The organism is Streptomyces sp. NPDC057302 (assembly GCF_042667685.1).
In the GTDB taxonomy this organism is placed as follows: Bacteria; Actinomycetota; Actinomycetes; order Streptomycetales; family Streptomycetaceae; genus Streptomyces.
Window position 1 is genome coordinate 1 of sequence record NZ_JBHUZJ010000021.1, and the last position, 22869, is coordinate 22869.

Below are 22869 nucleotides of genomic sequence, written 5' to 3' on the forward strand. Positions count from 1 at the left end.
CCGCCGAACGCCTGGTCGCGGTCGGCGGTGGCGCCCGTGCGCTGTGGACCCGGATCGTGTCCGACGTGACCGGGCGCGAGCAGCATCTGCCGCGCCACACCACCGGTGCCGCGTACGGCGACGCGTTCCTCGCGGCGGTCGGTGCCGGGCTCGCCGGGCCGGGCGACATCGCGCACTGGAACCCGACGGTCGAGGTGGTCGCCCCCGATGCCACCACCTCGACCGTCTACGACCAGCTCTACGGGCTCTACCTGGACCTGTATCCGGCGACCCGCGAGGCGGCGCACCTGCTCGCGCGCCTCAACTAGTCCGCGCCACCTAGTTGTTGGTGGTCACGTGGACGTAGTCGACGACGAGCTGCTGGGGGAAGGTCGTGTTGCCGTCCGGGTCGCCGGGCCAGTAGCCGCCGACCGCGAGGTTGAGGATCAGGAAGAAGGGCTTGTCGAAGACCCACTGCTTGCCGCCCAGGTCGGCGGGGGTGCGGGTCTGGTAGACGTTGCCGTCCACGGACCACGTGACCTTGTTCGGCGACCAGTCCACCGCGAAGGTGTGGAACTTGTCCGAGAAGGCCTCGCCGCCGGGCAGGGTGTAGCCCGCGCCGATGCCGCCCGAGCCCGAGTAGCCGGGGCCGTGCAGCGTGCCGTGGACGGTGCCCGGCTCGAAGCCGACGTTCTCCATGATGTCGATCTCGCCGCTCTGGGGCCATCCGACGTTGCCGATGTCGGCGCCGAGCATCCAGAACGCGGGCCACATGCCCTGCCCCTTCGGCACCTTCATCCGGGCCTCGACATGGCCGTACGTCTGCGTGAACTTGCCCGAGGTGTTGAGCCGGGCCGAGGTGTACTCGCAACGCCCGTACCAGCACTGGTAGTTCTCGGGGTTCTCCTTGCGGGCGGTGATGACCAGGTTGCCCTGGCCGTCGAGGGCCGCGTTCTTGTTGCCCGACGTGTAGAACTGCCGCTCGTGGTTGTTGACGTTGTCGCCGGTCTCGATCTGCCACTTGCCGCCGTCGACCGCGGAGCCGGCGGCGCCGTTGAAGTCGTCGGTGAAGGTCGCGGCGGCCGCGGTGGAACCGGCGGGGGAGGGGGCCGCCGACGCTCCGGAGGGCAGCCCGGCCAGGGCCGAGGCGCAGCAGGCCAGGGCGACGGAGGAGAACGCCGCACGGCGGCGCCAAGAGGAGTGCACTGTCATCACATCGCTTCACGTGGGGGTGGCGAGAGGGGTGGGGGGAGTGCTGAGGCATGCGCATGACAACACGACATCGGGAACTGAACGCGGCGGGCGATCAACCCCGACGCTTTGTTCAGTACTTGATTTAAGGCAGACTCGCGGGCGCCGTCAAGGAGTTGGTGTGTACCAACCTCATCGGCCCCCGGCCACCGCCCGCGCCAGATACGGCGCCGTCCGGCTCCCTTGGGCCCGCGCCACCACCGCGGGCGGCCCCGAGGCGACCACGCGACCGCCCTCGTCACCGCCGCCGGGACCCAGGTCGATCACCCAGTCCGCGTCCGCCACCACCGCCATGTCGTGTTCGACGACGACCACCGAGTGGCCCGCGTCGACCAGGCCGTGCAGCTGGCGCATCAGGACCTCGACGTCCGCCGGGTGGAGTCCGGTCGTCGGTTCGTCCAGGAGGTAGAGCGTGTGACCGCGCCGGACGCGCTGCAGCTCGCTGGCCAGTTTGATCCGCTGGGCCTCGCCGCCCGACAGCTCCGTGGCGGGCTGGCCCAGGCGCAGATAGCCCAGGCCCACGTCGAGGAGGGTCCGCAGGCTGCGGGCGACGGCCGGGGTGTCCGCGAAGAACTCGGCGGCCGCCTCCACCGTCAGGTCGAGCACCTCCGCGATGTTCCGTCCGTGGTACGTCACTTCGAGGGTCTCGGGGTTGTAGCGCGCACCCCCGCAGTCCGGGCAGGGTGCGTACGTACTGGGAAGGAAGAGCAGCTCCACGCTCACGAACCCCTCGCCCTGGCAGGTCTCGCACCGCCCGCCCGCGACGTTGAACGAGAACCGGCCCACGCCGTAACCCCGTGAGCGCGCCGCGTCCGTGGCCGCGAAGGCCTTGCGCACGACGTCGAAGAGGCCCGTGTAGGTGGCCAGATTGGAACGGGGCGTGCGGCCGATCGGCTTCTGGTCGACGCACACCAGACGCCCCACGCCGTCCAGGTCCTCGGTGACCTCGCCGATGAGCGTGGACTTGCCCGAACCGGAGACACCGGTGACCGCGGTGAAGGCGCCGAGCGGGAACTCGGCCCTCACGTCGCGCAGGTTGTGCCGGCTCACCGGGCCGACCTTCAGCCAGCCGCGCGGGGTGCGCACCGGGCGTGCCGGAGCGGGTTCGCGGCCGAAGAGGAAGCGGGCCGTCGCGGACCGAGTGACCTTCTCCAGGTCCGCGACCGGACCGCTGTGCAGGACCTGGCCGCCGTGCTCACCTGCGTCAGGACCCACGTCGACCAGCCAGTCCGCGTGGCGCATGACGTCGAGATGGTGCTCCACGACGAAGACCGAGTTGCCCGCGGCCTTGAGCCGGTCGAGAACGGTGAGCAGGGACTCCGTGTCCGCCGGGTGCAGACCGGCCGACGGCTCGTCCAGGACGTACACGACGCCGAAGAGCCCGGAGCGCAACTGGGTCGCCAGGCGCAGCCGTTGGAGCTCGCCCGTGGAGAGGGTGGGCGTGGACCGGTCCGGGCTCAGATAGCCCAGGCCCAGCTCGGTGATCGTGGCGATGCGGGCCAGGAGATCCTCGGACAGGACGCGCGCCGCCTCCGAAACCGAGCCGCCCTCCAGGGACTTGGCCAGTTCCGACAGGGGAAGCGCGGCGAGGTCGGCGATCGTGCGGCCCGCGAACGTGACCGCCATCGCCTCCGGACGCAGCCTGCTGCCGCCGCACGCCGGGCAGTCGGCGCCCGCCAGGAACCGTTCGGCCTTGGCGCGCAGCGGCTGGCTCTTGGAGTCCGAGAACGTCTTCATCACATAGCGCCGGGCACTCATGTACGTGCCTTGGTACGGGCGTTGGATGCGGCCCGCGTCCCGCACCGGGTGCACCGTCACCACCGGCTGCTCGTCGGTGAACAGGATCCATTCCCGGTCCGCCGGCGGCAGCTCGCGCCAGGGACGGTCGACGTCGTGGCCGAGTGCGTCGAGCACGTCCCGCAGGTTCTTGCCCTGCCAGGCGCCGGGCCAGGCGGCGATCGCACCCTCCCGGATGGAGAGGGACGGATCCGGGACCAGGAGCTCCTCGCTCGTGCGGTGCACGCGGCCCAGGCCGTGGCACTCGGGGCAGGCCCCGGCGGCCGTGTTCGGCGAGAAGGAGTCCGAGTCGAGCCGCCGGGCGCCCTCGGGATACGTACCGGCGCGGGAGAAGAGCATGCGCAGCGAGTTCGAGAGGCTGGTGACCGTGCCCACCGATGAGCGCGACGTGGGCGCCGAGCGTCGCTGCTGGAGCGAGACCGCCGGGGGCAGACCGGTGATCTCACCGACCTTCGGCGCCCCCACCTGGTGGATGAGCCGTCTGGCGTACGGGGCGACGGACTCGAAGTAGCGTCGCTGGGCCTCCGCGTAGATCGTCCCGAAGGCGAGCGAGGACTTTCCCGAGCCGGAGACGCCGGTGAAGACCGCGAGGACGTCACGCGGGACGTCCACGTCGACGTCCCGCAGATTGTGCTCGCGGGCACCCCGGACACGTACGAACGGATCGTGGGGGCTGTGCATGGGCGGACTCCGTACGCGGCTCGGGTGACTCGGGTGCCTCGGGGGCAAACCCCACGATTCTAGGCCCCGGACAGACCCGCGACCCGGGCCAGGCGCCGGAAGGAGTCAAGGAGGCCCTCGCGGTCGTACGTACTGGTCGTGACCAGCACTTCTTGCGCCCCGCTCTCCTTGATCAGCGTCTCCAGTTCGCCCGCCACCTGTTCCTCCGTGCCGTGGATGTGGCCGACGAGCCCGGATTCGTAGAAGCCGCGCTCCTTCTCGGTCATCGTCGTCGCCGGTGACTCGACGCGCTCGGCCGGGGGCAGGGGCGGGAACGTGCCGTGAGTGCGTGAATAGGCCATCGACCAGGCCTCGGGGATCAGCAGGCGGCGGGCCTCCTCGGGCGTCCCGGCGACGGCGATGGTGCCCGATATGACGACGTAGGGCTCGCTGGACCACTCCGATGGCCGGAAGGACGTGCGGTAGTGCTCGATGCCGCGGAGCATCTTCTCGCGGCTCCGGATGTCGCCGATGACCATCGGGAGCCCGGCCCGTGCCGCGATGGTGGCGCCCTCGCCGATGGCCAGGACGAAGGGCGGGACGGTCAGGCCCTCGGTCGGGCGGGCGTGCGCTCCGGTGTCCGACGTGCCGCGGAACCAGCCCAGGAGCTCGGTGAGCTGCGCCGCGAAGTCATCCGCGTCGTGCTTGTCCCGGCGCAGGGCCCTGCGCACCCCGTCGGTGAAGCCCACCGAGCGGCCGAGCCCCATGTCGATGCGCCCGGGGAAGAGCGCTTCCAGGACCCCGAACTGCTCGGCGACGATCAGGGGTTGATGGTTCGGCAGCATCACTCCGCCGGTGCCGACCCGGATGGTGCGCGTCGCGGCGGCGACCGCGGCGGCGAGGACGGTCGGCGCGGAACCCGCGACGCCCGGCACCGCGTGATGCTCCGAGACCCAGAAGCGGTGGTACCCGAGGGCTTCGAGCTCCTTGGCCAGGCGCACGGTGTCGCGCAGCGCCTCGGGACCGTCGTGCCCCTCGCGGGTGCGGGAACGGTCGAGGACGGAGAACCGGGTCGCTTCCACACGAGATCCCTTCGCCGGGTGGGGATCGCGTTCTGATCTCCGCTGTCCTCTCCATGATCCGTGACGTGCGGGGAGCGGGCAAAGTGATATTGGTCGCCGCGGAGGCGGGAGACGGGAGGCCTGGGGGCGCAGCTCAGAGGCGGCTACTCCTCGGGCACCCTCTGCCGCAGCCCCTGGACGCGGGCCACGATGGCGGAGTGCGTCTCGGTCCACTGGGCGGCGGGCACCATGACCGTCAGGAGCTCCCGGGCCGGCGGGGCGAGGCGGTACGTCGTGACGTACGGGTAGTCCATCGCCCGTTCGCGTTCGATGAGCTCTCCCTGCCTCAGGCGCTGCAGGGTCTGGCTCAGCATGCCCTCCTGGAGGAAATGGTGTGCATTTCCCGGCCAGTTGCTGATGGGGGTCTGCGCACGGACCGTATTCAAAAGTTCCGTGTACTGCAGCGGTCCGTCATTCAAGGCCACCAGGATGTCCCAATGCCATTCACCGTTCAATAAGTGGAAAAAATCGTGGATTCGCTGTAAGTACCGCTCGCCGCTCGGTGGTGGTTCCGCGTGAACCGGGCGAGCTGCTTTTGATTTCAACTTACGTGCTCTCACGGATAGTTGATCATTCCTTCTCTCGGCCCGGTCCTGGGCTTTCAGCATAGGGAATAAGGACATACAAAGGGTTGCGCGCAACGATTGCAAGGTACAGAGTGTGCACGATCCACAAGTTGCGGTAAGTGCGGGAAGGGGGGAGGTGTTTGTGGCCCGCGAGCGATCCGGCCGGACCGTCGCGCATCTCGTTCTGGCCACCCGGCTGAAAACGTTGCGTGAATCGGCGGGGCTGAGTTTCCAGCAGGCGGCCGAGGCGCTGGGCGCCCATTCGGCGACCGTCCGCCGCATCGAGCAGGCCCAGACGTCCCTGGACGCGGGCCAGGTCTCCACCCTCCTGTCGCTGTACGGGGCGGGCCCGGGGGAGACCGGGGAGTTCCTCGGGAAGCTGGCGGCCGCCAACCGCCCCGGCTGGTGGCACCCGTGGCGTGCCGTCATGGACGCCTGGCAGCTCGACCTGATGAGCGTGGAGTCCGCGGCCAGCATCATCCGGACCTGGCACCCCTCGCTCGTCCCCGCCCTGCTGCGCACCCCGGCCTATGCCCGCGCCGTCGACGACGTCCTGCGCCCGGATCTGTCTCCCGCGGCCAAGGACCGGCGCACCGACTTCCTGATGGAACGTCAAGAGCGGTTGGGTGCCCAGCAGACGCGCGTCTGGGCACTGATGTCGGCCACGGCCCTGCACACGCGCGTAGGGGATGCGCAGACCATGGCCGGACAGCGGAAGTCGCTCGAATCGGCCGCGGAGCGGCCTGAAGTGACCCTGCAGATCCACCCGCTGGACGGGCCCGCGCACGCCATGACCGGCAAGCCGCCGCTGACCGTGTACCGGGTCGAGGTGCCGGAGATCTCCGACCACGTCGTCCGGGAGGGAGGCCTGCCCGGCACGGCCGACGTCTGGGACGCGCACGAGACCGTGACGGCCTATCTCATGCTCCTCGACTACTCCTGCACCGCCGCGCCCCACCCCCACAAGTCGAAAGAGGAACTGGTGTGACCGAACCGACGAAGCTGCCCCCGGAGATAGACACCTCCGTCGCCCACAGCGCGCGTGTCTGGAACTACTGGCTGGGCGGCAAGGACAACTTCCCCGCCGATCAGCAGGCCGGGGACGCCTATCGCGACAGATATCCGCTGATCGAGCAATTCGCCCGCGAGTCACGGGACTTCCTGCGGCGCACCGTCAGCCACCTGGCGCGGGACGCCGGGATCCGCCAGTTCCTCGACCTGGGCGCCGGACTGCCGACGGCCAACAACACCCACGAGGTCGCCCAGCGCATCGCCCCCGAATCCCGGGTGGTCTACGTGGACCACGACCCGCTCGTCCTGCTGCACGTGCACGCGATGCGCACCAGCACCCCCGAGGGTGCCACCGCCTATGTGCTGGCGGACATGCGTGACACGGACGCGGTCCTGCGGGGCGCGGCCGAGACCCTGGACCTGACCCGGCCCGTCGCCCTGGTGATCAACGACGTCCTGGGCCACATCGTCGACTGGGACGACGCCCTGTCTCTCGTACGCCGCCTGGTGGCGAAGCTTCCCTCGGGGAGCTATCTGGCACTGAGCCACTCCACCGCGTCGGACGAGGAACACCGCAAGGTGCAGGAGGAGTACAACAACTCCGGCGCGATTCCCTACATCTTCCGCGAGCCGGAGGTGACGATCGCCTTCTTCGAGGGACTTGAGTTGGTCGAACCCGGCTTCGTCTCCTGGCCCAACTGGCGGCCGGACGCCAACACGGACCGCACCACCGAGCGGGCGGGATGGGGCGCCGTCGCACGGATTCCGTGACGACGAGCCGGGCGGGCCGCGCGCAGGACCGTGCGGGGCCCGCTCCCGCCTCCCCCGTCGAGAACACGCCCTACCAATGGGCGCGACGGCTCACGCGCGCGGCCGGCCGGTCCGGTGCCGCGCTGATCACCGAGGCCGCCGTCCTGGCCGACGGCTGGGCGGCCCTGGTGAACCCCGTGGCAGGCGCGGTGCACAGCCACCCGCACACCGCCGGGCCCGCGGCGGTGCGTGCCGCCGCGCACCCCCGGGCCCATCCGCACCTCACCGTCCAGCAGGTGGCCGAAGCCGTCCTCGTCCTCGGCCCCGGCAAGGCGACGCCCGCTCCCCGCACGGCCCTGATCGCGCAGATCACCGTCGACCTGCTGCTGGTGCGGGCCCGGCAGGCGGACGAGACGCGCGGCGCCGAGCAGCGGCTGCACAGCGCGGCGCTGCACCTCCTGCGGCGCGGCCACCATCGCCTCGCCACCGATGTCCTCGGCGGCAGCACCGCCACGCACGCCACGGTGTACCGCCTCGCCGGCAGCGACGTACCCACCGCGCACCAGGCCCTGTGGCGAGCGGCACGCTCCGGCGTACCCCTCGGCGACGTCCGCATGCTGGTGGGCCTGGACGGGGCGGAACTGGTGGTGGCCGCCCTCCATGGCGCGAACCCGCGTGGCGCGCAGGAGGAACCCGCCCCCGCGCTCCCGCTCCTCGCCCGGATCGCCGAGCGCCACCAACTGACCGGAGGAGCGGCGGACCCCGCGCCACTGGACATGATCCCCACCGCGTGGGACGAGGCCGGGGCCGCGCGCAACGGCGCAGCCGTCGGCAGTCTCGTCCCCGCGGCCGGTCTCGGGGCGCACGGGTTGCTCCGTGTCCTGCCCACGGACCGCCTCGCCGCCTGGTCGGCCGCCGTGCTGCAGCCCCTGGACCGTGAGCAGCGCCGGACCCTGGAGACCTGGCTCAGGGCGGGCTCGGCCCAGGCCGCGGCGCCGGCCCTGGACGTGTCCGAGGGCACGGTCCGCTCACGGCTGCGCGGCATCGGCGCTCTGCTCGCGGCCGAACTGGACGGCCCCACCGTCCAGGCGCAGCTGCTGCTCGCGCTGCGGGCCCCGGCGCCGACCGAACCCGCCGCCTCGTCCGTACGCCTTCCCGCATCGCCGCTGCCCCCCGAACTCCTGGGCTCCGACCGGGCCGAGAGCTGGGCGGCCACCCTGCTCGCACCGTTGGACCCACGGCTGCGCACCGCACTGAGGTGCTGGCTGGGGCAGCGTGGCAGGACCGCTCCCGCCGCGGCCGAGCTGGGGCTGCACCGGACCACCCTCACCGCCTGGCTGGACAAGTGCGGCCGCCTCCTGAGCCTGGACCTGTCCTCCGCGACGGTCAGGGCGGAGCTGCACCTGGCCGCCGAGACGATCGCGGCTCCCGGCGATTCGCCGACTGCGCTACCGCGTCGCGGGGGCAGAACCTATCGAGGGCCGCGGGAGTAGGCCCCGAGGTCGATGCGTGACCGTCAGGGGGATTGCCTACGCTGGGCGCGTGACGGACGACAGCAGGCCACTGGCCGTATTCGACCTGGACGGCACGCTCGCGGACACCGCGCACCGCCAGCGCTTCCTGGAGCGGGCGCCGCGGGACTGGGACGCCTTCTTCGCCGCGGCCCCGGACGACCCGCCGCTGGAGCAGGGCGTATCCCTCGCTCTGCGGAGCGCGCGGGAGTGCGAGGTCGCCTACCTCACGGGCAGGCCCGAGCGGTGCCGCAAGGACACCGTGGCGTGGCTCGCGGCGCAGGGGCTTCCCGAGGGGCGGATCTGGATGCGCCGGGGCGACGACCGGCGCCCGGCCCGCCGCACCAAGCTGGAGATCCTCCAGCAGATCGCCAGGTCCCGCGAGGTCCGGATGCTGGTGGACGACGACGAGCTGGTGTGCGACGAGGCCGAGCGCGCGGGCTTCAAGGTCGTACGGGCACGCTGGGCGAGCACGTCCGCCGCGCTGAAGGACGCCCAGGAGCGTCAGGGGCGGACGTGACCGTCCTGCGGTGGGGTGGGGCGCCGTCGGCGCCCCACCGTCAGGCGCTGTCGCCGTCCTCCAGGCGGAAGCCGACCTTCAGGCCCACCTGGTAGTGCTCGATCTCGCCGTTCTCGATGTGGCCGCGCACCTGGGTGACCTCGAACCAGTCGAGCGAGCGCAGCGTCTGCGAGGCGCGGGCGACGCCGTTGCGAATCGCCTGATCGACGCCCTCGTGCGAGGTGCCGACGATCTCGGTGACCCGATAGGTGTGGTCGGACATCAGGGTGTTCCTCTCCGCCGTGTGGTGACCTCACAGCCGTGGGGTGAGGCCACTCCACCGTGCCCCACCACGCGGCGGTGCGCGAGGCGGTGGGCACGAGTTCACCCCGCCGACGGCCCCGGAATCTGGGATGCCGGCGCCGTTCCCCCTTGACCGGCCCATTGGTACAGACCAAAATCCAGCCGTACCCGTTCGAGCCACCAGCTCTCCCCCCACGTCGGGCCGACCTTCCCTGTCCGCAGGCAGAAAGTGACCCACGTGAAACCGCACCGCCGCGCCGCCATGTCCGTGTCCCTCGTCCTCGCCACGTCCACGCTGCTCGCCGGATGCGGCGTCCTGCCGGGCGACGGGCAGGAGAAGCGGACCGTCACCGTGTGGCTCATGCGGGGCAGCGCGTCGGAGGAGTTCATCAAGCGGTTCACGGACGACTTCGAGAAGCGCAACGGCGACATCGACCTGGAGATACGCCTCCAGGAGTGGACCGGCATCGGCGGCAAGGTCAAAGCGGCGCTCAAGGCCGAGGACGGGCCCGACGTCATCGAGGTCGGCAATACCCAGGTCGCCCAGTACGTCGACGAGGGCGGGCTCTACGACCTCACCCTGGAGTCCGCGCGCGACCTCGGCATGAAGGACTGGCTGCCGGGCCTCGCCGAGCCAGGCCGGTACAACGGCAGCCAGTACGGCATCCCTTGGTACGCGGCCAACCGCGTCGTCATCTACAACAAGGACCTCTTCGCACGGGCCGGGATCGAGCAGCCGCCGAAGACGCGCGCGCAGTGGATCGCCGACACCCAGCGGCTCAACTCCGGCGGCGACCAGGGGATCTACCTGGCGGGCCAGGACTGGTACACCCTGGCCGGATTCATCTGGGACGAGGGTGGCGAACTGGCCACGGAGGCCAAGGGGTCACGAGGCGTGTGGCAGGGCAGCCTGCACGCGCCCGCGGCCCTGCGCGGCATGGAGTTCTACCGGAAACTGCAGGCGCTGGGCGAGGGCCCCCGCGACGCGGACGAGGAACACCCGCCGCAGGCCGGGGTGTTCGCCGAGGGCGAGGTGGCGCAGATCGTCGCCGTGCCCGGGACGGCGCGGGCCATCGAGAAGGCGAACCCCGAACTGAAGGGGAAACTCGGCTACTTCCCGATCCCGGGCAAGACGGCGGCGAAGCCGGGCGCCGTCTTCACCGGCGGATCCGACCTCGTCGTGCGCGGGAAGACGGACGACCGCAAGAGCGCCGTCGCCGTGATCGAGGCTCTCGCGGGCAAGAAGTGGCAGAAGGACCTGGCCCGGACCATGAACTACGTACCGAACAAGACGACTCTCGCCGCGGCCGTCTCCGACGAGGAGGGAGTCGCCGCGATGGCCGCGGGCGCCGCGCAGGGCCGGGCGACACCGGCCTCGCCGAAGTGGGCCGCCGTGGAGGCGGACAACCCCATCAAGGCGTACATGTCGAAGGTGCTCGGCGGGGGCGACCCGGCGACGGAAGCCAAGGCGGCCTCGCGCCGGATCACCCGGGAACTGGACGTGAGCGGGCCGTGACTCTCACGAACCCGCGTCACGGTCCCTAGCGCGCCACGCTCAGCGACAGCGCGAAGCGCGCCCTCTCGTCCGTCCACCAGTGGGTCAGCTCCAGGTCCGCCGCCGCCAGTTCGGCCCGCACGCCGTCCTCCCGGAACTTCGCCGAGATCTCGGTGCGCATCTCCTCGTGGCGGTCGAAGTCCACCGCCAGGTCGAGCGCCGGGATCTTCACCGTCTGGGCGGTCAGCGAGCGCAGGCGCATCTCGATCCACTCGTGCTCGCGGTCCCAGACGGCCACGTGCGAGAACGCGTCGGGGTCGAAGTCCGCGCCCAGTTCGCGGTTGATCACGTGCAGGACGTTCTTGTTGAAGGAGGCCGTGACGCCCGACCCGTCGTCGTACGCGGAGACGAGCACCGACTCCTCCTTCACCAGGTCGGTGCCGAGCAGCAGCGCGTCACCGGGCGAGAGCAGGGTGCGCGCCGACGCGAGGAACGCCGAGCGCTCCGAGGGCAGCAGATTGCCGATCGTGCCGCCCAGGAAGGCGACGAGACGCGGGCCCGGCGTGCCGGGAAGGGCGAGGCCGCGGGTGAAGTCGGCGATCAGGGCGTGCACGTTCAGGGAGGGGCGCGAGGCGATCAGGGTGTTCGCGGCGCCGATGAGCGCGCTCTCGCTCACGTCCACGGGGACGTACGTGTGCAGGCCCGGGAGCGCGTCGATCAGGTGCCGGGTCTTCTCCGACGAGCCCGAACCGAGCTCGATCAGCGTGCGTGCACCGGTCGCCCCGGCGATCTCGGCGGCGCGGGTCTGCAGGATCTCCCGCTCGGCGCGCGTGGGGTAGTACTCGGGGAGCGTGGTGATCTCGTCGAAGAGCGCGCTGCCCCGCGCGTCGTAGAACCATTTGGGCGGCAACGTCTTGGGGCTGTGGGTGAGGCCGTGCAGGACGTCGGCGCGCAGGGCGGCGTCGGTGGTGTCCGCGGGCAGGGTGCGGGTCAGCTGGAACGGGCTCACGCGGTGGGCTCCTTGAGCGGGGTCAGCAGGACATCGGTACGGCTTGCGGCGAGCAGGGTGCGGTCGGGCACCTGCCGCCAGTGCGGATCGTCGTCGTAGGGCTCGGAGGCCACGACGGTGCGGCGGCCCGGTTCGGCGAGGTACCAGAGGGTGTCGCCCCAGGCGGTCGCGGCGATCGTCTCGCCGTTGGTGAGCAGGAGGTTGAGACGTGATCCGGGCGCCGCCTCCGCGACCTCGACGACGGTGTCCGCGAGGGCCTGGCCCTCGTCGTCGCCGCTGCGCAGCCGGTGCAGGACGAGCGCCCACACCAGGGCCGAGTCGCAGCGCGCCTCCATGGAGAGGAGCTCCGCGGACGGCAGGCGCTGGGCCACCGGGGCCAGTGAGCGCGGCCATCCGCTGACCGCGCCGTTGTGGCTGAACAGCCAGGTCCCCGCGGCGAACGGCGCCGCCGCGGCTTCCCCGTCCGCGCCCGCCTCGGTCGCGTCACGCACCGCGGCGAGCAGCGCCCCGGACCGCACGACCCGGGAGAGGTCCGCGAAGGACTGGTCGCCCCAGATCGGCCCGGAGCGGCGGTAGCGAGCGGGCACCGGGTCCCCTTCGGCGTACCAGCCCACTCCGAAGCCATCGGCGTTGACCGTGCCGTAGCGCTGCTGCCGCGGCGCCCAGGACTGACGGAACAGGCTGTGCAAGGGGTCCACGATGAGCTTTCCGAGCGGCTCCTGCGGTCCCAGGAAGGCCAGATGACGGCACATCAGACGGTCTCCGTCGGGTCCGCGTCGCGTGCGGTGCGAAACCCGGAGAAGATCTGCCGCCGCACCGGATGGTCCCAGTTGCGGAACGTGCCCCGGCACGCCACCTCGTCCACGGAGAACGCCCCGCCGCGCAGCACCTTGTAGTCGCCGCCGAAGAAGACGTCCGAGTACTCGCGGTAGGGGAACGCGGCGAACCCCGGATAGGGCAGGAAGTCGCTGGACGTCCACTCCCACACATCGCCGATCAACTGGCGTACGCCGAGCGGGGATTCACCGGCCGGGTAGCTGCCCGCGGGAGCCGGGCGCAGATGGCGCTGGCCGAGGTTCGCGTGCTCCGGCGTGGGGTCCGCGTCGCCCCACGGGTAGCGCGTCGAGCGGTCGCTCGCGGGGTCGTGCCGTGCGGCCTTCTCCCACTCCTCCTCGCTGGGCAGCCGCCGGCCCGCCCAGCGGGCGTACGCGTCCGCCTCGTACCAACTGACGTGCAGCACCGGCTCGTCCGGCGGCACCGCCTCGACGGTCCCGAAGTGCCGACGCAGCCACCGGCCGCCCTCCTGGCGCCAGAACAGCGGCGCCGAGAGGCTGTTGCCCCGCACCATGTCCCAGCCCGACGGGGTCCACCACCGCTGCTCCGTGTATCCGCCGTCGGCGATGAAACGCTGGTAGTCGGCGTTGGTCACCGGCGTCGTGTCGATGTGGAACGGCGGGACCAGCCGGTGGTGCGCGGGCCGTTCGTTGTCGAGGGCCCACGGCTCGGTGGACGTGCCCATGGTGAACGGGCCGCCCGGCACGAGGACTTCGGACGGCCCGTTGAAGGGCGGCGCGGGCGCGGGGTCCGGCGCGGTGAGCGCGGTGGGACCCGAACGCAGCTGATGGGTGATCAGCATCGTCTCGTCGTGCTGCTGTTCGTGCTGAGCGATCATGCCGAACGCGAAGCCCGCGTCGGTCAGCGGCGAGCCGCGAAAGGGCGTGCTTTCCAGTACGTCCAGTGCGCGCCCCCGCACTTCGGCCGCGTACCGGCGGGCCTCGGCGGGCGCGAGCAGCGGCAGGCTGGGCCGCTCGGAGCGGGGGTGCTCGAAGGCGTCGTACAGGCCGTCGATCTCGGGCCGCATGGCATCACGGCCCGCCACCGCACGCAGCAGCCACATCTCTTCCTGGTTGCCGATGTGCGCCAGGTCCCAGACCAGCGGCGACATCAACGGCGAGTGCTGTGCGGTCAGTTCCGGTTCCTCGACGCACGTGGTGAGGAGCGAGGTGCGGTCCCTGGCGGCCAGGAGCGCCGCCAGGGCGCGCCGGCGAAGCGCATCGGGATCGCTGACGGTTCCGGTCATCGGAGGATGCCCTTCTCGTGCTCGTGGTCGTAGTGGTGGCCGTCCGTGTGCCCGTCGAGCAGGTCGTCGGCCGGGCAGCGGCCCCGCGCGACATACCGCTCGGCGTACGCGGCGACCACTGCCTGCACCTGGGCGCTCGCGCCCATCCGGGGCAGCGCGTCGGCCGCCGCGGCGAAACAGGCGGCCGCGGCCTCGCGGAGCTCCGGATCGGCGAGACCGTGCCGGGCCGCGTCCAGCCACAGCGGGCTGCGCGGCGCCGCGGGCGCACCGGGCGGGCAGGCGCGCTCGGCCAGCGGCTTCAGCGTGCGGTAGGCGGTCTCGGCGGCCTGCGGGTCGTCGAAGAGCGCGCTGGTCACGGCGAGCGGCACGATCCAGCCGTCCGCGCCCGGCTGTGCGTCGACCATCCGCAGCTCCAGATGGCCTCGCGGGCGTACGGGCGGAAAGAGCGTGGTCAGGTGATAGTCGAGGTCGTCGCGCGTCGGCGGACGCGGCCCGCCCGAACGGGTCCAGGTGCGGAAGGTGAGCCCCTCCGGCACGGTCCAGGGGGCGGCGGGCCCGTTGGGTCCGCCGGGTTCGTCATCGGACCCTCTGATGAACATCACCGGAGCGTCCAGGGCGTGCCGTGTCCAGGCCGCACGCGGCTCCGCGTCCATCGACGGCGCGCCGGACGTGCCCGGATCGATCGACGCCCACACGGCCTGCCGCGTGGAGCGCCAGCCGGTGGAACGCCCGTCCTGGACGGGCGAGTTGGCGAACGCCGCGACCAGGACCGGACCCAGCAGATGCGCGAGCCGCCAGCGCCTTCCGTAGCCGAGCGGGCCCGGCTCCTCGTGTCCGGCGTCCAGGCAGATCTGCACGGAGGCCGTGGAGCACATCATGCGGCGGCCCGCCGGACCCGTGCGGTCGAGGTAGGACTCCATCGCGTCGTACCGCGGCCGGTGCAGGATGCGGGACGGCGGGCGCCAGGGATCGGCACCGAGCCCGGTGAGCGTCAGATCAAGGGTGGCAAGGCGGTCGCGTACCAGGGAGAGATCGGCCGATACGGCGGATACGCACTCCATGAGCGAGGCGGCGGGGAGCGAGCTGAGCTCCAGCTGGCCGCCTGGTTCGACGGTGATCAGGGAGTGCAGGGGCAGGGCCCGCAGTGCGGCGTAGGCCGCTTCGAGGCGGGCGGGGGACACGGGCAGATGGAGCCGGTTCGGCTCGTGGATCAGCCATTCCAGTTCGACACCGGTGATGCTCGGCGGTCCGGTCTTGAAGCAGATGCCGGTGACCAGCGCCTCCGCCTCGGACTCGGATACCGCGGTGCCGTACTTCGCGCGGTAGGTCGTACAGTCGCCCTCGGGCATGCAGGGGTCCTCCTGTTCAAGTTCTGCCTGGTCCAGCGGTTGTTGTGGACCACCCGGCCGACTCGGGACGGGTGATCCGAGCCGACCTGGTCGCAGCGCTCGTACCACCCAAGACCCTGTCGGCCGTTCGCACAAGAGTGCCCCTGAGGCCAGTCCGACGCCAGAGAATTCTGTTGCGGCGGGCGTCGGCGAGAGCTCACGATGCGTTCATGTGCGAGACGGGGGACAGAACCGCGGAGGTCGGGGCGGGGGAGCGGGCATGAGTGCGCGACTGCGTGGCATCGCGCGACAGACCGAGGAGATCGTGGCGGCAGGCCGATACGCGGCTGCGGATGGCCGCGACGTGGTGATCGCGGATGCGGTGGACGCCGCGCGCTCCGGCACGCGGATGTTCGGTCCGGCGGCCCTGTCCATGGCTCCTGTGGCGCCGCCCGAGCTGATGTCCACGGTAGTCGAGGTCACCGGCGAGAGCAGCTTGGAGGCCGCGCGCCGCCTGGTGGGCGCGGAGGGCGGCCCGGTGGCGGCCCTGAACTTCTCCTCCGCGCGCAATCCCGGCGGCGGCTATCTGAACGGCGCGCAGGCGCAGGAGGAGGCCCTGTGCAGGGCCTCGGCGCTGTACACGTGCGTGCGCTCGGCCCGGGAGTTCTACGAGTACCACCGCGACCACCGCGACCCCTTCTACAGCGACCGCGTGATCCACTCCCCGGCCGTGCCGGTCTTCCGCGACGACCGGGGACGGCTCCTCGGCGAGGACGAGGCGTACAGGGTCGGCTTCCTCACCGCGGCGGCGCCGAACGCGGGCGTGGTGCTGCGCCGGAGTCCCGAGCGCGCCAAGGAGCTGCCGTCCGCGCTGGCCGCTCGCGCGCAGCGGGTCCTGGAGACCGCCGTGGTCTGCGGATACCGCCGCCTCGTGCTGGGCGCGTGGGGCTGCGGGGTCTTCCAGAACGACCCCGCCGACGTGGCGGAGGCGTTCCGGGCGCCGCTCGGTGAAGGCGGCCGGTTCCACGGGTACTTCGAGCACGTCGTCTTCGGGGTGCTCGACCGCACGCGCGGCGCGGTGACGCGGACCGCCTTCGAGGAGGCGTTCGGCGCGGGGTTCGAGAGCCCCGTCAGGGGCGCGGAGAACCGCGCTCAGCGCCAGCCGTAGCGCTCCTGGAGGCGCCGCACGACCAGGTTGAACCGCATCCGGTCCAGCGCGCACGCCTCGCGGCGCATGCCCTCGTCGTGCACCCGGAGCACCCGGTCGACGGCGACCCACGAGTCGCGGCCCTCGCGGTCCCAAGGGCCACTGCCGATCGGCACCCAGTCCCGCTCGTCCGCGTGCTGCTTGCTGGAGAGCTGGACGGCCAGCAGCGTGCCGCGCGCCTCGCGGGCGACGACCAGGACGGGACGGTCCTTGCCGCGCCCGTCGTTCTCCTCGTAGGGAACCCAGGTCCAGACGATCTCGCCGGGGTCGGGATCGCCGTCGTGGGCGGGGGCGTACGTCGTCTGGACCTGGCCGACCTCGCGCGGCTCGGCCTCGGTGGTCGCGGTGCGGCCGGTGCGGCCCGGGTGCGCGGACATCTGCTGGTCATCGGTGTTGGCAGTCACGCGGGACACCGTAGAACCTGTCTGGCCCAACCCGCAGAGCGGGTCCGCCCGATGGACCGCAGGCTCGGTCCATGGCGCCACGACGACACCTCAGCCGAGCCCGGATCACCGCGGTCCTCGCCCTCTGCGGCACGGCACTTGCCCCGACGCTCCCTCAGCCCACCGAGCCCGCCGAGCGGTTCGCGCCGCCACCGCGCACCGTCTCCGGGTGGCTTCCCTACTGGGACCAGGAAGCCGCGTACAAGGACGCCCTGCGCCACGCCGACCAACTGCACACCGTCAGCCCCTTCTGGTACGAGGCCAAGACGGCGGGACGCGTGGCGAACCACACCGGAGCGGGCTCGCGCCGCGTCATCGACGGACTCCACAAGGCGGGCATCAAGGTCGTGCCGACCGTCATGGAGCGGATGCGGCCCGGCGCGCTCGCGGCCGTCGTCACCGACAAGGCCCGCCGCGCGGAGCACGTCGAGGAACTCCTGCGGGTCGTCAGGAGCCGTGCGTACGACGGCATCGACCTGGACTACGAGTCCATCGCGCCCACCGGCGACTTGGCCTACAAGAAGGTGGGGGCGGGGTACGCGACGATGGTCGCCGACCTGTGCGCGCGGCTGCACGCGCTGCGCAAGCAGTGCGTCATCACCGTCTCGCCGAAGACACGGATCAGCGGACGCGTCTGGGACTACCGCCGACTGGGCGCCGCCGCCGACCGGTTGCGCATCATGGCCTACGACCAGCACTGGTCCCAGGGGCCTCCGGGCCCCCTGTCGTCGCCCGCCTGGTACGAGGAGATCCTGCGCAACGCCACCGCCGAAGTCCCCGCGGCGAAACTGGAGATGGGCCTGCCCGGCTACGGCTGGGACTGGGAGGTCGGCAGCCGCGGCCGGGCCAAGCACGTCACCTGGAAGGAAGCGGAGGCCCTGCGCCGCCGGGTCGGCGCGCCCTACCGCATCGACCCGAAGTCGGGCACGCCGCACTTCACGTACAAGGAAGGCGGCAAGAACCGCACGGTCTGGTACCAGGACGCGCGCGGCACCGCCGCGCACCTGCCGGTGCTGCGCAAGTACGGCGTACGCCACACCGTCCTGTGGGCCATCGGCTTCGAGGACCCGGCGCTGTGGGCGACCCTCGCCAAGAGCTCATAGGGGCTCGCGGGCGCCGCTCATGACGCCTGCGCGGGATGTGCGGGCCACTGCTCGTACCAGCGCTGGTCCGCCTCCAGCTGCGCCGCGAGGGACACCAGGACCGGCTCGCCGCCCGCGGGCCCGAGCAGCTGCGCGCCGACCGGCAGGCCGTCGCCCACCCGGCCCGCGGGCACGTTGACGCCGGGCCAGCCAAGGACGTTCCACGTCCACGCGTAGGGGCAGGCGGCGATCATCGCCCGGTCGGTGCGCCATCCGCTCAGTGCGGCCATCGTGCCCACGCGCGGCGGGGGAGTGGCGGTGGTGGGCGTGAGGACCACGTCGTACGTCGAGAAGATCGCGCCCACCCGTCGGTGCAGCACGGCTTCGGCGCGCCTGGCCAGGCGCAGCGGGGCGCCGCCGAGGAGGCGGCCCAGGCGGGCCGCCTCCCTGGTCCGCGGGTCGAGCAGGTGCGGGTCGGGGACCTCGCGGGCCCAGTCGGTGATCCCGGCCGTGGCGCGCGGCACGAAGTCGAGGCCGATCTGGCCGTAGCGAGGGTCGGCCTCCTCGACGTCGTGGCCGAGGGCGGCTAGCCGGTCCGCGAGGACCATGACCTTGCGCCGCACCACGGGATGCAGACGCTTGGGGGTCGCGGTGAACGGCATGCGCAGGGAGAGGGCGATCCGCAGCCGCCCCGGATCGCGGGTCGCCGCCTCCGACGCGCTGATGGCGGCCGGTTTGTGCAGGTCACCGCTGTGGTTGCCGCTCGCCGCGTCGAGCAGCAGGGCCGCGTCTGCGACGGTCCTCGCGAGCGGGCCGTTGACGGTGATGCCGTTGAACGACTCGGGCCAGGGCCATGTCGAGATCCGGCCGCGCTGCGGCTTGATCCCGACGAGATGGGTCCAGGCCGCCGGGATCCGCACCGAGCCCGCGCCGTCCGAGCCGAGCGCGGCGGGCACCAGACCCGCGGCGACCGCGGCCGCCGAGCCGCCGGACGAGCCGCCGGGGGTGTGACCGGTGTGCCACGGGTTGCGGGTGTCCCCGAAGCCGGGCCCCTCCGTGAAGGGCCACTGGCCCAGCTCACACGTGTTGGTCTTGCCGACGATCACGGCTCCGGCCGCCCGCAGCCTGCGTACGGACTCGGCGTCCTCCTTCTTCGGCGGGAAGTCGCCCCGGCAGCCGAAAGCGGTCGGCTCGCCCGCTATGTCGGTGTCGTCCTTCACCGCGAGCGGCACGCCGAGCAGCGGTCGCGCCGACCCGTCCGCCGAGGCCAACTCCCGGTCGGCGGCGTCCGCTTCGGCGAGCGCGGCCTGTGCGCGCACCAGCTTGAAGGCGTTGAGCACGGGCTGCGAAGCCTCGATCCGCGCCAGCGTCCGCTCCGTCAGCGCACGTGAGGACACGTCTCCGGCGGCCAGCGCACGGGCAGTGGCCGCGAGGCCGTCAGCACGGTCGGCAGTCATGTGGGGGCACCTTTGATCGACGGACAGGTGCCCGCACGCTAACGGGCGCGGCGGGAACGCGGTACGAGGGCGGGGCAGTTCACGCCGCGCACGGACCGCCCGGAGCGCCCCGACGCAGGCCGGGTGCGCCCGGCCGCCCGCCTGGGAGCGCTTGCGCGCCGTCTGGAAAGATGAGCCCCGCCATGGTGCAGATACCGAACAAGAGCGCACAGCAACAGCAACCCGCGCAGTACTCCGTGCCGACGAGCGCCGACGTGGCGCGCCTGGCCGGGGTCTCGCGCGCGACGGTCTCGTACGTCCTGAACAACACGAGCGCCGTCCGCATCAGCGAGCCCACCCGCCGCCGTGTCCACGAGGCCGCCAAGGAACTGGGGTACGTCCCGCACGCCGCGGCCCGCAGCCTGCGCGCCGGGCACACCCGGGTGGTCCTGATGCCGACGCCGCAGATCCCGGCGGGCCCGCTCTTCAGCGAGTTCTTCAACGAGCTCCAGTGGGCGCTCAGCCGGTTCGACTACACCGTCGTGCAGTACGGCAGCCTCGGCCTGACCGGCGAGGAGGCGGCCCGCGCCTGGGCCGAGCTGCGCCCGGTCGCGGTCCTGGCCCCCGACGCCTCGGGGCTCGGCGCGCGGGGCGTGAGCGTCCTGAAGCGCTCGGGCGCCAAGGCCGTCTTCACCATCGGCCCGCAGCGGGCCGAGGGCGCCCACGCCCTGCTCATGGACCAGCGCCTGGTGGGCCGGTGCGCCGCCACGCACCTCCTGGAGCGCGGAAGGCGCCACATCGGTGTCGTGATCCCCGAGGAGGCGGGCCTGGAGCCCTTCGCGCGCCCGCGCGCCGAGGGCGTCAGCGGCACGCTGGCCCAGTACGGCCCGGACGCCACCATGACCGAGCTGCCCCTCGCCTACGACGAGGAGTCGGCGGCCCGGCTCGCGGCACGCTGGCGCACCCTGGGCATCGACGGGGTCTTCACGTACAACGACGAGTTCGCGATGCTCCTGATGCGGGCGCTCCAGGACGAAGGCATCGCCGTCCCCGAGGAGACGGCGATGATCGGCGCCGACGACTTGATGCTCGGCAGGCTCCTGCGGCCGCGGCTCAGCACGGTCCGCATCGAGCTGCCGTCGGGTCAGAAGCTCGCGGAGCTCGTCGACCGGGTCGTGCGCGACCCGGGCATGGAGCCCGAGGTGCACGACGTGCTCGGTGCGACGGCAGTGCACCGCGAGTCCAGCTGACCCGTACGTGTGGGGGCTTCCTTACTGCTGCTCCTGCGCCTGAGCCTTGGCCTGCTCCTCGGCGACGGACTTGCGGACCTCGTCCATGTCCAGCTGCCTGGCCTGCCCGATGACGTCCTCCAGCGCCTCTCCCGGCAGCGCGCCGGGCTGTGCGAACACGGCCACCTGGTCACGGACGATCATGAGCGTCGGGATCGACTGGATGCCGAAGGCCTGAGCGAGCTCGGGCTGCGCCTCCGTGTCCACCTTGCCGAAGACCATGTCGGGATTGGCTTCGGCGGCCTTGTCGTAGACCGGCGCGAACGACTTGCACGGACCGCACCACTCCGCCCAGAAGTCGATCAGGACGAATTCGTTGTCCGTGACCGTCTGGTCGAAGTTCTCCTTGGTGAGCTCCACAGTCGTGCTGCTCATGGTGTTACCTCTTCCTGCTGTCTTACTGCTGTCGGTCGAAGCCGCTGTGCACAACGGCTCGGGCGCTGCACGTATTCCACGCTCTCACCCGTGCTCGTTCCGCGCGCGTACCCATGTGGCCACGTCGCACACCTGCGACCACACTGGCAGGCATGACGGATTCGAAAACGTACGACGTAGTGGTGCTGGGCGCCGGTCCCGTGGGGGAGAACGTCGCCGACCGGGCCCGCGCGGGTGGCCTGAGCGTGGCGATCGTGGAGAGCGAACTCGTCGGGGGCGAATGCTCGTACTGGGCGTGCATGCCGAGCAAGGCGCTGCTGCGCCCGGTCATCGCCCGAGCGGACGCCCGCAAGGTCCCCGGACTGCGCCAGTCGGTGCAGGGTCCCCTGGACACGGCGGCGGTGCTCGCGCACCGCGACGACTACACCTCGCACTGGAAGGACGACGGCCAGGTGGGCTGGCTGGATTCGATCGGCCTGGACCTCTACCGCGGACACGGCCGTATCGCCGGGAAACGCCAGGTGAGCGTCACGGGCACCGACGGAACCGAGCAGCCCCTCACCGCCCGCCACGCGGTGGCCGTGTGCACCGGCACCCGCGCCGCGCTGCCCGACCTGCCGGGCCTGGCCGAGGTGAAGCCGTGGACGAGCCGCGAGGCCACCAGCGCGGACCACGTGCCGGGCCGCCTCGCGGTGGTCGGCGGCGGCGTGGTCGCCGTGGAGATGGCCACCGCCTGGCAGGCGCTCGGCTCGCAGGTCACGCTGCTGGTGCGCGGCGACGGGCTGCTGCCGCGGATGGAGCCGTTCGCCGGGGAGCTGGTCGCCAAGGCGCTGACGGAGGCGGGCGCGGACGTGCGCACCGGCGTCTCCGTGACGGCCGTGCGGAGGGAGAACGGCACGGTCACCGCGACCCTGACCGGCGGGAGCGGCGGTGACACCCTCGAAGCCGACGAGATCCTCTTCGCCACGGGACGCGCCCCGCGCACCGACGACATCGGTCTCGACACGATCGGCATGGACCCCGGCTCCTGGCTGCCGGTCGACGACAGCCTGCGGGTGCAGGGCAGCAGCTGGCTCTACGCGGTGGGCGACGCCAACCACCGCGCGCTCCTCACCCACCAGGGCAAGTACCAGGCCCGCATCGCCGGCGCCGCGATCACCGCCCGCGCCCAGGGCGTCCCTCTCCTGGAGACCGACCCCTGGGGCGCGCACTCCGCCACCGCCGACCGCGTCGCCGTACCCCAGGTGGTCTTCACCGACCCCGAGGCATCATCGGCGGGCCTCACCCTCGCCGAGGCGGAAGCCGCGGGCCACCGGGTGCGGGCCGTGGACTACGACATGGCGGGCGTGGCGGGCGCGGGCCTCTACGCGGACGGCTACGAAGGCCGGGCCCGCATGATCGTCGACCTCGACCGCGAGGTCCTGCTCGGCGTGACGTTCGTGGGCCCTGGCGTCGGCGAACTCATCCACTCGGCGACGGTGGCGATCGCGGGAGAGGTGCCGATCGACCGCCTCTGGCACGCGGTCCCGGCGTACCCGACGGTCAGCGAGGTGTGGCTGCGGCTGCTGGAGACGTATCGGGGGTAGTCGGCGCGGTACGCGCGTGCCGCGTCCTGGAAGCGGCGGCAAGGTCGCGCAGCCGCATCCCGCGCTGAAGCGTGGGGCGTGAGGCGGCTGT

21 protein-coding genes and 1 pseudogene are annotated in these 22869 nt (G+C 72.1%); 10 read left to right on the forward strand and 12 right to left on the reverse strand.

Annotated elements, in window-relative coordinates; all coding sequences use genetic code 11:
- Positions 1–308: pseudogene (locus ACFUPX_RS17345) on the forward strand (sugar kinase); the annotation flags it as partial.
- Positions 309–318: 10 nt separating this feature from the next.
- Here ACFUPX_RS17345 and ACFUPX_RS17350 read toward each other — a convergent pair.
- The 4 genes from ACFUPX_RS17350 to ACFUPX_RS17365 form a co-directional block, all read right to left on the reverse strand.
- On the reverse strand, positions 319–1191 hold the full coding sequence (locus ACFUPX_RS17350) for a family 16 glycosylhydrolase (RefSeq protein ID WP_383322409.1): 873 nt from the start codon (positions 1189–1191) through the stop codon (positions 319–321).
- Between the two features lie 171 nt (positions 1192–1362).
- Positions 1363–3708: an ATP-binding cassette domain-containing protein gene (locus ACFUPX_RS17355; protein WP_383322412.1), complete on the reverse strand. Its 2346-nt coding sequence runs from the start codon at positions 3706–3708 to the stop codon at positions 1363–1365.
- A 59-nt stretch (positions 3709–3767) separates the two neighbouring features.
- On the reverse strand, positions 3768–4769 hold the full coding sequence (locus tag ACFUPX_RS17360) for an LLM class flavin-dependent oxidoreductase (RefSeq protein WP_383322415.1): 1002 nt from the start codon (positions 4767–4769) through the stop codon (positions 3768–3770).
- A gap of 143 nt (positions 4770–4912) precedes the next feature.
- Positions 4913–5122, reverse strand: coding sequence for a winged helix-turn-helix transcriptional regulator (locus ACFUPX_RS17365; RefSeq protein WP_383322418.1), 210 nt, complete (start codon positions 5120–5122; stop codon positions 4913–4915).
- Between the two features lie 394 nt (positions 5123–5516).
- Between ACFUPX_RS17365 and ACFUPX_RS17370 the strand changes: the two genes are divergently transcribed.
- The 4 genes from ACFUPX_RS17370 to ACFUPX_RS17385 are packed head-to-tail and all read left to right on the forward strand — an operon-like array spanning position 5517 to position 9166.
- Positions 5517–6362, forward strand: coding sequence for a helix-turn-helix domain-containing protein (locus ACFUPX_RS17370; protein WP_383322420.1), 846 nt, complete (start codon positions 5517–5519; stop codon positions 6360–6362).
- Positions 6359–7156, forward strand: coding sequence for an SAM-dependent methyltransferase (locus tag ACFUPX_RS17375; RefSeq protein WP_383322423.1), 798 nt, complete (start codon positions 6359–6361; stop codon positions 7154–7156). Before ACFUPX_RS17370 ends, ACFUPX_RS17375 begins: the two co-directional genes overlap by 4 nt.
- A complete protein-coding gene (locus ACFUPX_RS17380; protein ID WP_383322426.1) occupies positions 7153–8628 on the forward strand; it encodes a helix-turn-helix domain-containing protein in 1476 nt (491 codons plus the stop codon). The genes ACFUPX_RS17375 and ACFUPX_RS17380 overlap by 4 nt, the downstream gene beginning before the upstream one ends.
- Before the next feature lie 49 nt (positions 8629–8677).
- Positions 8678–9166, forward strand: coding sequence for a hypothetical protein (locus ACFUPX_RS17385; protein ID WP_383322429.1), 489 nt, complete (start codon positions 8678–8680; stop codon positions 9164–9166).
- A 40-nt stretch (positions 9167–9206) separates the two neighbouring features.
- On the opposite strand, the gene ACFUPX_RS17390 is transcribed toward ACFUPX_RS17385, so the two are convergent.
- Positions 9207–9428, reverse strand: a complete 222-nt coding sequence (locus tag ACFUPX_RS17390; RefSeq protein WP_190078819.1) for a dodecin — start codon at positions 9426–9428, stop codon at positions 9207–9209.
- A gap of 282 nt (positions 9429–9710) precedes the next feature.
- On the opposite strand from ACFUPX_RS17390, the gene ACFUPX_RS17395 reads away from it, so the two are divergent.
- Positions 9711–10964, forward strand: a complete 1254-nt coding sequence (locus ACFUPX_RS17395) for an extracellular solute-binding protein (protein WP_383322640.1) — start codon at positions 9711–9713, stop codon at positions 10962–10964.
- A gap of 25 nt (positions 10965–10989) precedes the next feature.
- Here the strand turns inward: ACFUPX_RS17395 and egtD are convergent, their stop codons facing one another.
- The 4 genes from egtD to egtA are packed head-to-tail and all read right to left on the reverse strand — an operon-like array spanning position 10990 to position 15381.
- Positions 10990–11952 carry an L-histidine N(alpha)-methyltransferase gene (gene egtD / locus ACFUPX_RS17400; protein WP_383322432.1) on the reverse strand — a complete coding sequence of 321 codons (963 nt, stop codon included), beginning with the start codon at positions 11950–11952 and terminating at the stop codon, positions 10990–10992.
- On the reverse strand, positions 11949–12704 hold the full coding sequence (gene egtC, locus ACFUPX_RS17405) for an ergothioneine biosynthesis protein EgtC (protein ID WP_383322435.1): 756 nt from the start codon (positions 12702–12704) through the stop codon (positions 11949–11951). Before egtC ends, egtD begins: the two co-directional genes overlap by 4 nt.
- Positions 12704–14032, reverse strand: a complete 1329-nt coding sequence (egtB, locus tag ACFUPX_RS17410; RefSeq protein ID WP_383322437.1) for an ergothioneine biosynthesis protein EgtB — start codon at positions 14030–14032, stop codon at positions 12704–12706. Before egtB ends, egtC begins: the two co-directional genes overlap by 1 nt.
- On the reverse strand, positions 14029–15381 hold the full coding sequence (gene egtA, locus ACFUPX_RS17415) for an ergothioneine biosynthesis glutamate--cysteine ligase EgtA (protein ID WP_383322440.1): 1353 nt from the start codon (positions 15379–15381) through the stop codon (positions 14029–14031). The genes egtB and egtA overlap by 4 nt, the downstream gene beginning before the upstream one ends.
- A gap of 259 nt (positions 15382–15640) precedes the next feature.
- Between egtA and ACFUPX_RS17420 the strand changes: the two genes are divergently transcribed.
- Positions 15641–16528, forward strand: coding sequence for a TIGR02452 family protein (locus tag ACFUPX_RS17420; protein WP_383322443.1), 888 nt, complete (start codon positions 15641–15643; stop codon positions 16526–16528).
- Here ACFUPX_RS17420 and ACFUPX_RS17425 read toward each other — a convergent pair.
- The gene (locus ACFUPX_RS17425) at positions 16513–16971 is read right to left on the reverse strand and encodes a type II toxin-antitoxin system PemK/MazF family toxin (protein ID WP_383322446.1); all 459 of its coding nucleotides are present in this window, start codon (positions 16969–16971) and stop codon (positions 16513–16515) included. The two genes, ACFUPX_RS17420 and ACFUPX_RS17425, sit on opposite strands and share 16 nt — an antisense overlap.
- 71 nt (positions 16972–17042) lie before the next feature.
- Here ACFUPX_RS17425 and ACFUPX_RS17430 point away from each other — a divergent pair, with 71 nt between their 5' ends.
- Entirely contained in the window at positions 17043–18113 is a 1071-nt protein-coding gene (locus ACFUPX_RS17430) for a glycosyl hydrolase family 18 protein (RefSeq protein WP_383322449.1), read from the forward strand.
- 17 nt (positions 18114–18130) lie between these two features.
- Here ACFUPX_RS17430 and ACFUPX_RS17435 read toward each other — a convergent pair whose 3' ends face one another.
- Positions 18131–19549: an amidase gene (locus ACFUPX_RS17435; protein WP_383322452.1), complete on the reverse strand. Its 1419-nt coding sequence runs from the start codon at positions 19547–19549 to the stop codon at positions 18131–18133.
- A 182-nt stretch (positions 19550–19731) separates the two neighbouring features.
- Here ACFUPX_RS17435 and ACFUPX_RS17440 point away from each other — a divergent pair, with 182 nt between their 5' ends.
- Positions 19732–20778: a LacI family DNA-binding transcriptional regulator gene (locus ACFUPX_RS17440; protein ID WP_383322455.1), complete on the forward strand. Its 1047-nt coding sequence runs from the start codon at positions 19732–19734 to the stop codon at positions 20776–20778.
- Positions 20779–20799: 21 nt separating this feature from the next.
- Here the strand turns inward: ACFUPX_RS17440 and trxA are convergent, their stop codons facing one another.
- A complete protein-coding gene (trxA, locus tag ACFUPX_RS17445) occupies positions 20800–21192 on the reverse strand; it encodes a thioredoxin (protein WP_383322458.1) in 393 nt (130 codons plus the stop codon).
- 152 nt (positions 21193–21344) lie between these two features.
- Here trxA and ACFUPX_RS17450 point away from each other — a divergent pair, with 152 nt between their 5' ends.
- Positions 21345–22778, forward strand: a complete 1434-nt coding sequence (locus tag ACFUPX_RS17450) for a dihydrolipoyl dehydrogenase family protein (protein ID WP_383322461.1) — start codon at positions 21345–21347, stop codon at positions 22776–22778.
- Positions 22779–22869 lie beyond the last annotated feature (91 nt).

What these genes read in the sequence shown, in the direction of transcription:
- ACFUPX_RS17350 (WP_383322409.1), bottom strand. Translation starts at nt 1,191, where the DNA reads ATGACAGTGCACTCCTCTTGGCGCCGCCGTGCGGCGTTCTCCTCCGTC.
- ACFUPX_RS17355 (WP_383322412.1), bottom strand. Translation starts at nt 3,708, where the DNA reads ATGCACAGCCCCCACGATCCGTTCGTACGTGTCCGGGGTGCCCGCGAG.
- ACFUPX_RS17365 (WP_383322418.1), bottom strand. Translation starts at nt 5,122, where the DNA reads ATGCTGAGCCAGACCCTGCAGCGCCTGAGGCAGGGAGAGCTCATCGAA.
- ACFUPX_RS17390 (WP_190078819.1), bottom strand. Translation starts at nt 9,428, where the DNA reads ATGTCCGACCACACCTATCGGGTCACCGAGATCGTCGGCACCTCGCAC.
- ACFUPX_RS17395 (WP_383322640.1), top strand. Translation starts at nt 9,711, where the DNA reads ATGTCCGTGTCCCTCGTCCTCGCCACGTCCACGCTGCTCGCCGGATGC.
- egtC (WP_383322435.1), bottom strand. Translation starts at nt 12,704, where the DNA reads ATGTGCCGTCATCTGGCCTTCCTGGGACCGCAGGAGCCGCTCGGAAAG.
- egtB (WP_383322437.1), bottom strand. Translation starts at nt 14,032, where the DNA reads ATGACCGGAACCGTCAGCGATCCCGATGCGCTTCGCCGGCGCGCCCTG.
- egtA (WP_383322440.1), bottom strand. Translation starts at nt 15,381, where the DNA reads ATGCCCGAGGGCGACTGTACGACCTACCGCGCGAAGTACGGCACCGCG.
- ACFUPX_RS17420 (WP_383322443.1), top strand. Translation starts at nt 15,641, where the DNA reads ATGAGTGCGCGACTGCGTGGCATCGCGCGACAGACCGAGGAGATCGTG.
- ACFUPX_RS17430 (WP_383322449.1), top strand. Translation starts at nt 17,043, where the DNA reads ATGGCGCCACGACGACACCTCAGCCGAGCCCGGATCACCGCGGTCCTC.
- ACFUPX_RS17435 (WP_383322452.1), bottom strand. Translation starts at nt 19,549, where the DNA reads ATGACTGCCGACCGTGCTGACGGCCTCGCGGCCACTGCCCGTGCGCTG.
- ACFUPX_RS17440 (WP_383322455.1), top strand. Translation starts at nt 19,732, where the DNA reads ATGGTGCAGATACCGAACAAGAGCGCACAGCAACAGCAACCCGCGCAG.
- trxA (WP_383322458.1), bottom strand. Translation starts at nt 21,192, where the DNA reads ATGAGCAGCACGACTGTGGAGCTCACCAAGGAGAACTTCGACCAGACG.
- ACFUPX_RS17450 (WP_383322461.1), top strand. Translation starts at nt 21,345, where the DNA reads ATGACGGATTCGAAAACGTACGACGTAGTGGTGCTGGGCGCCGGTCCC.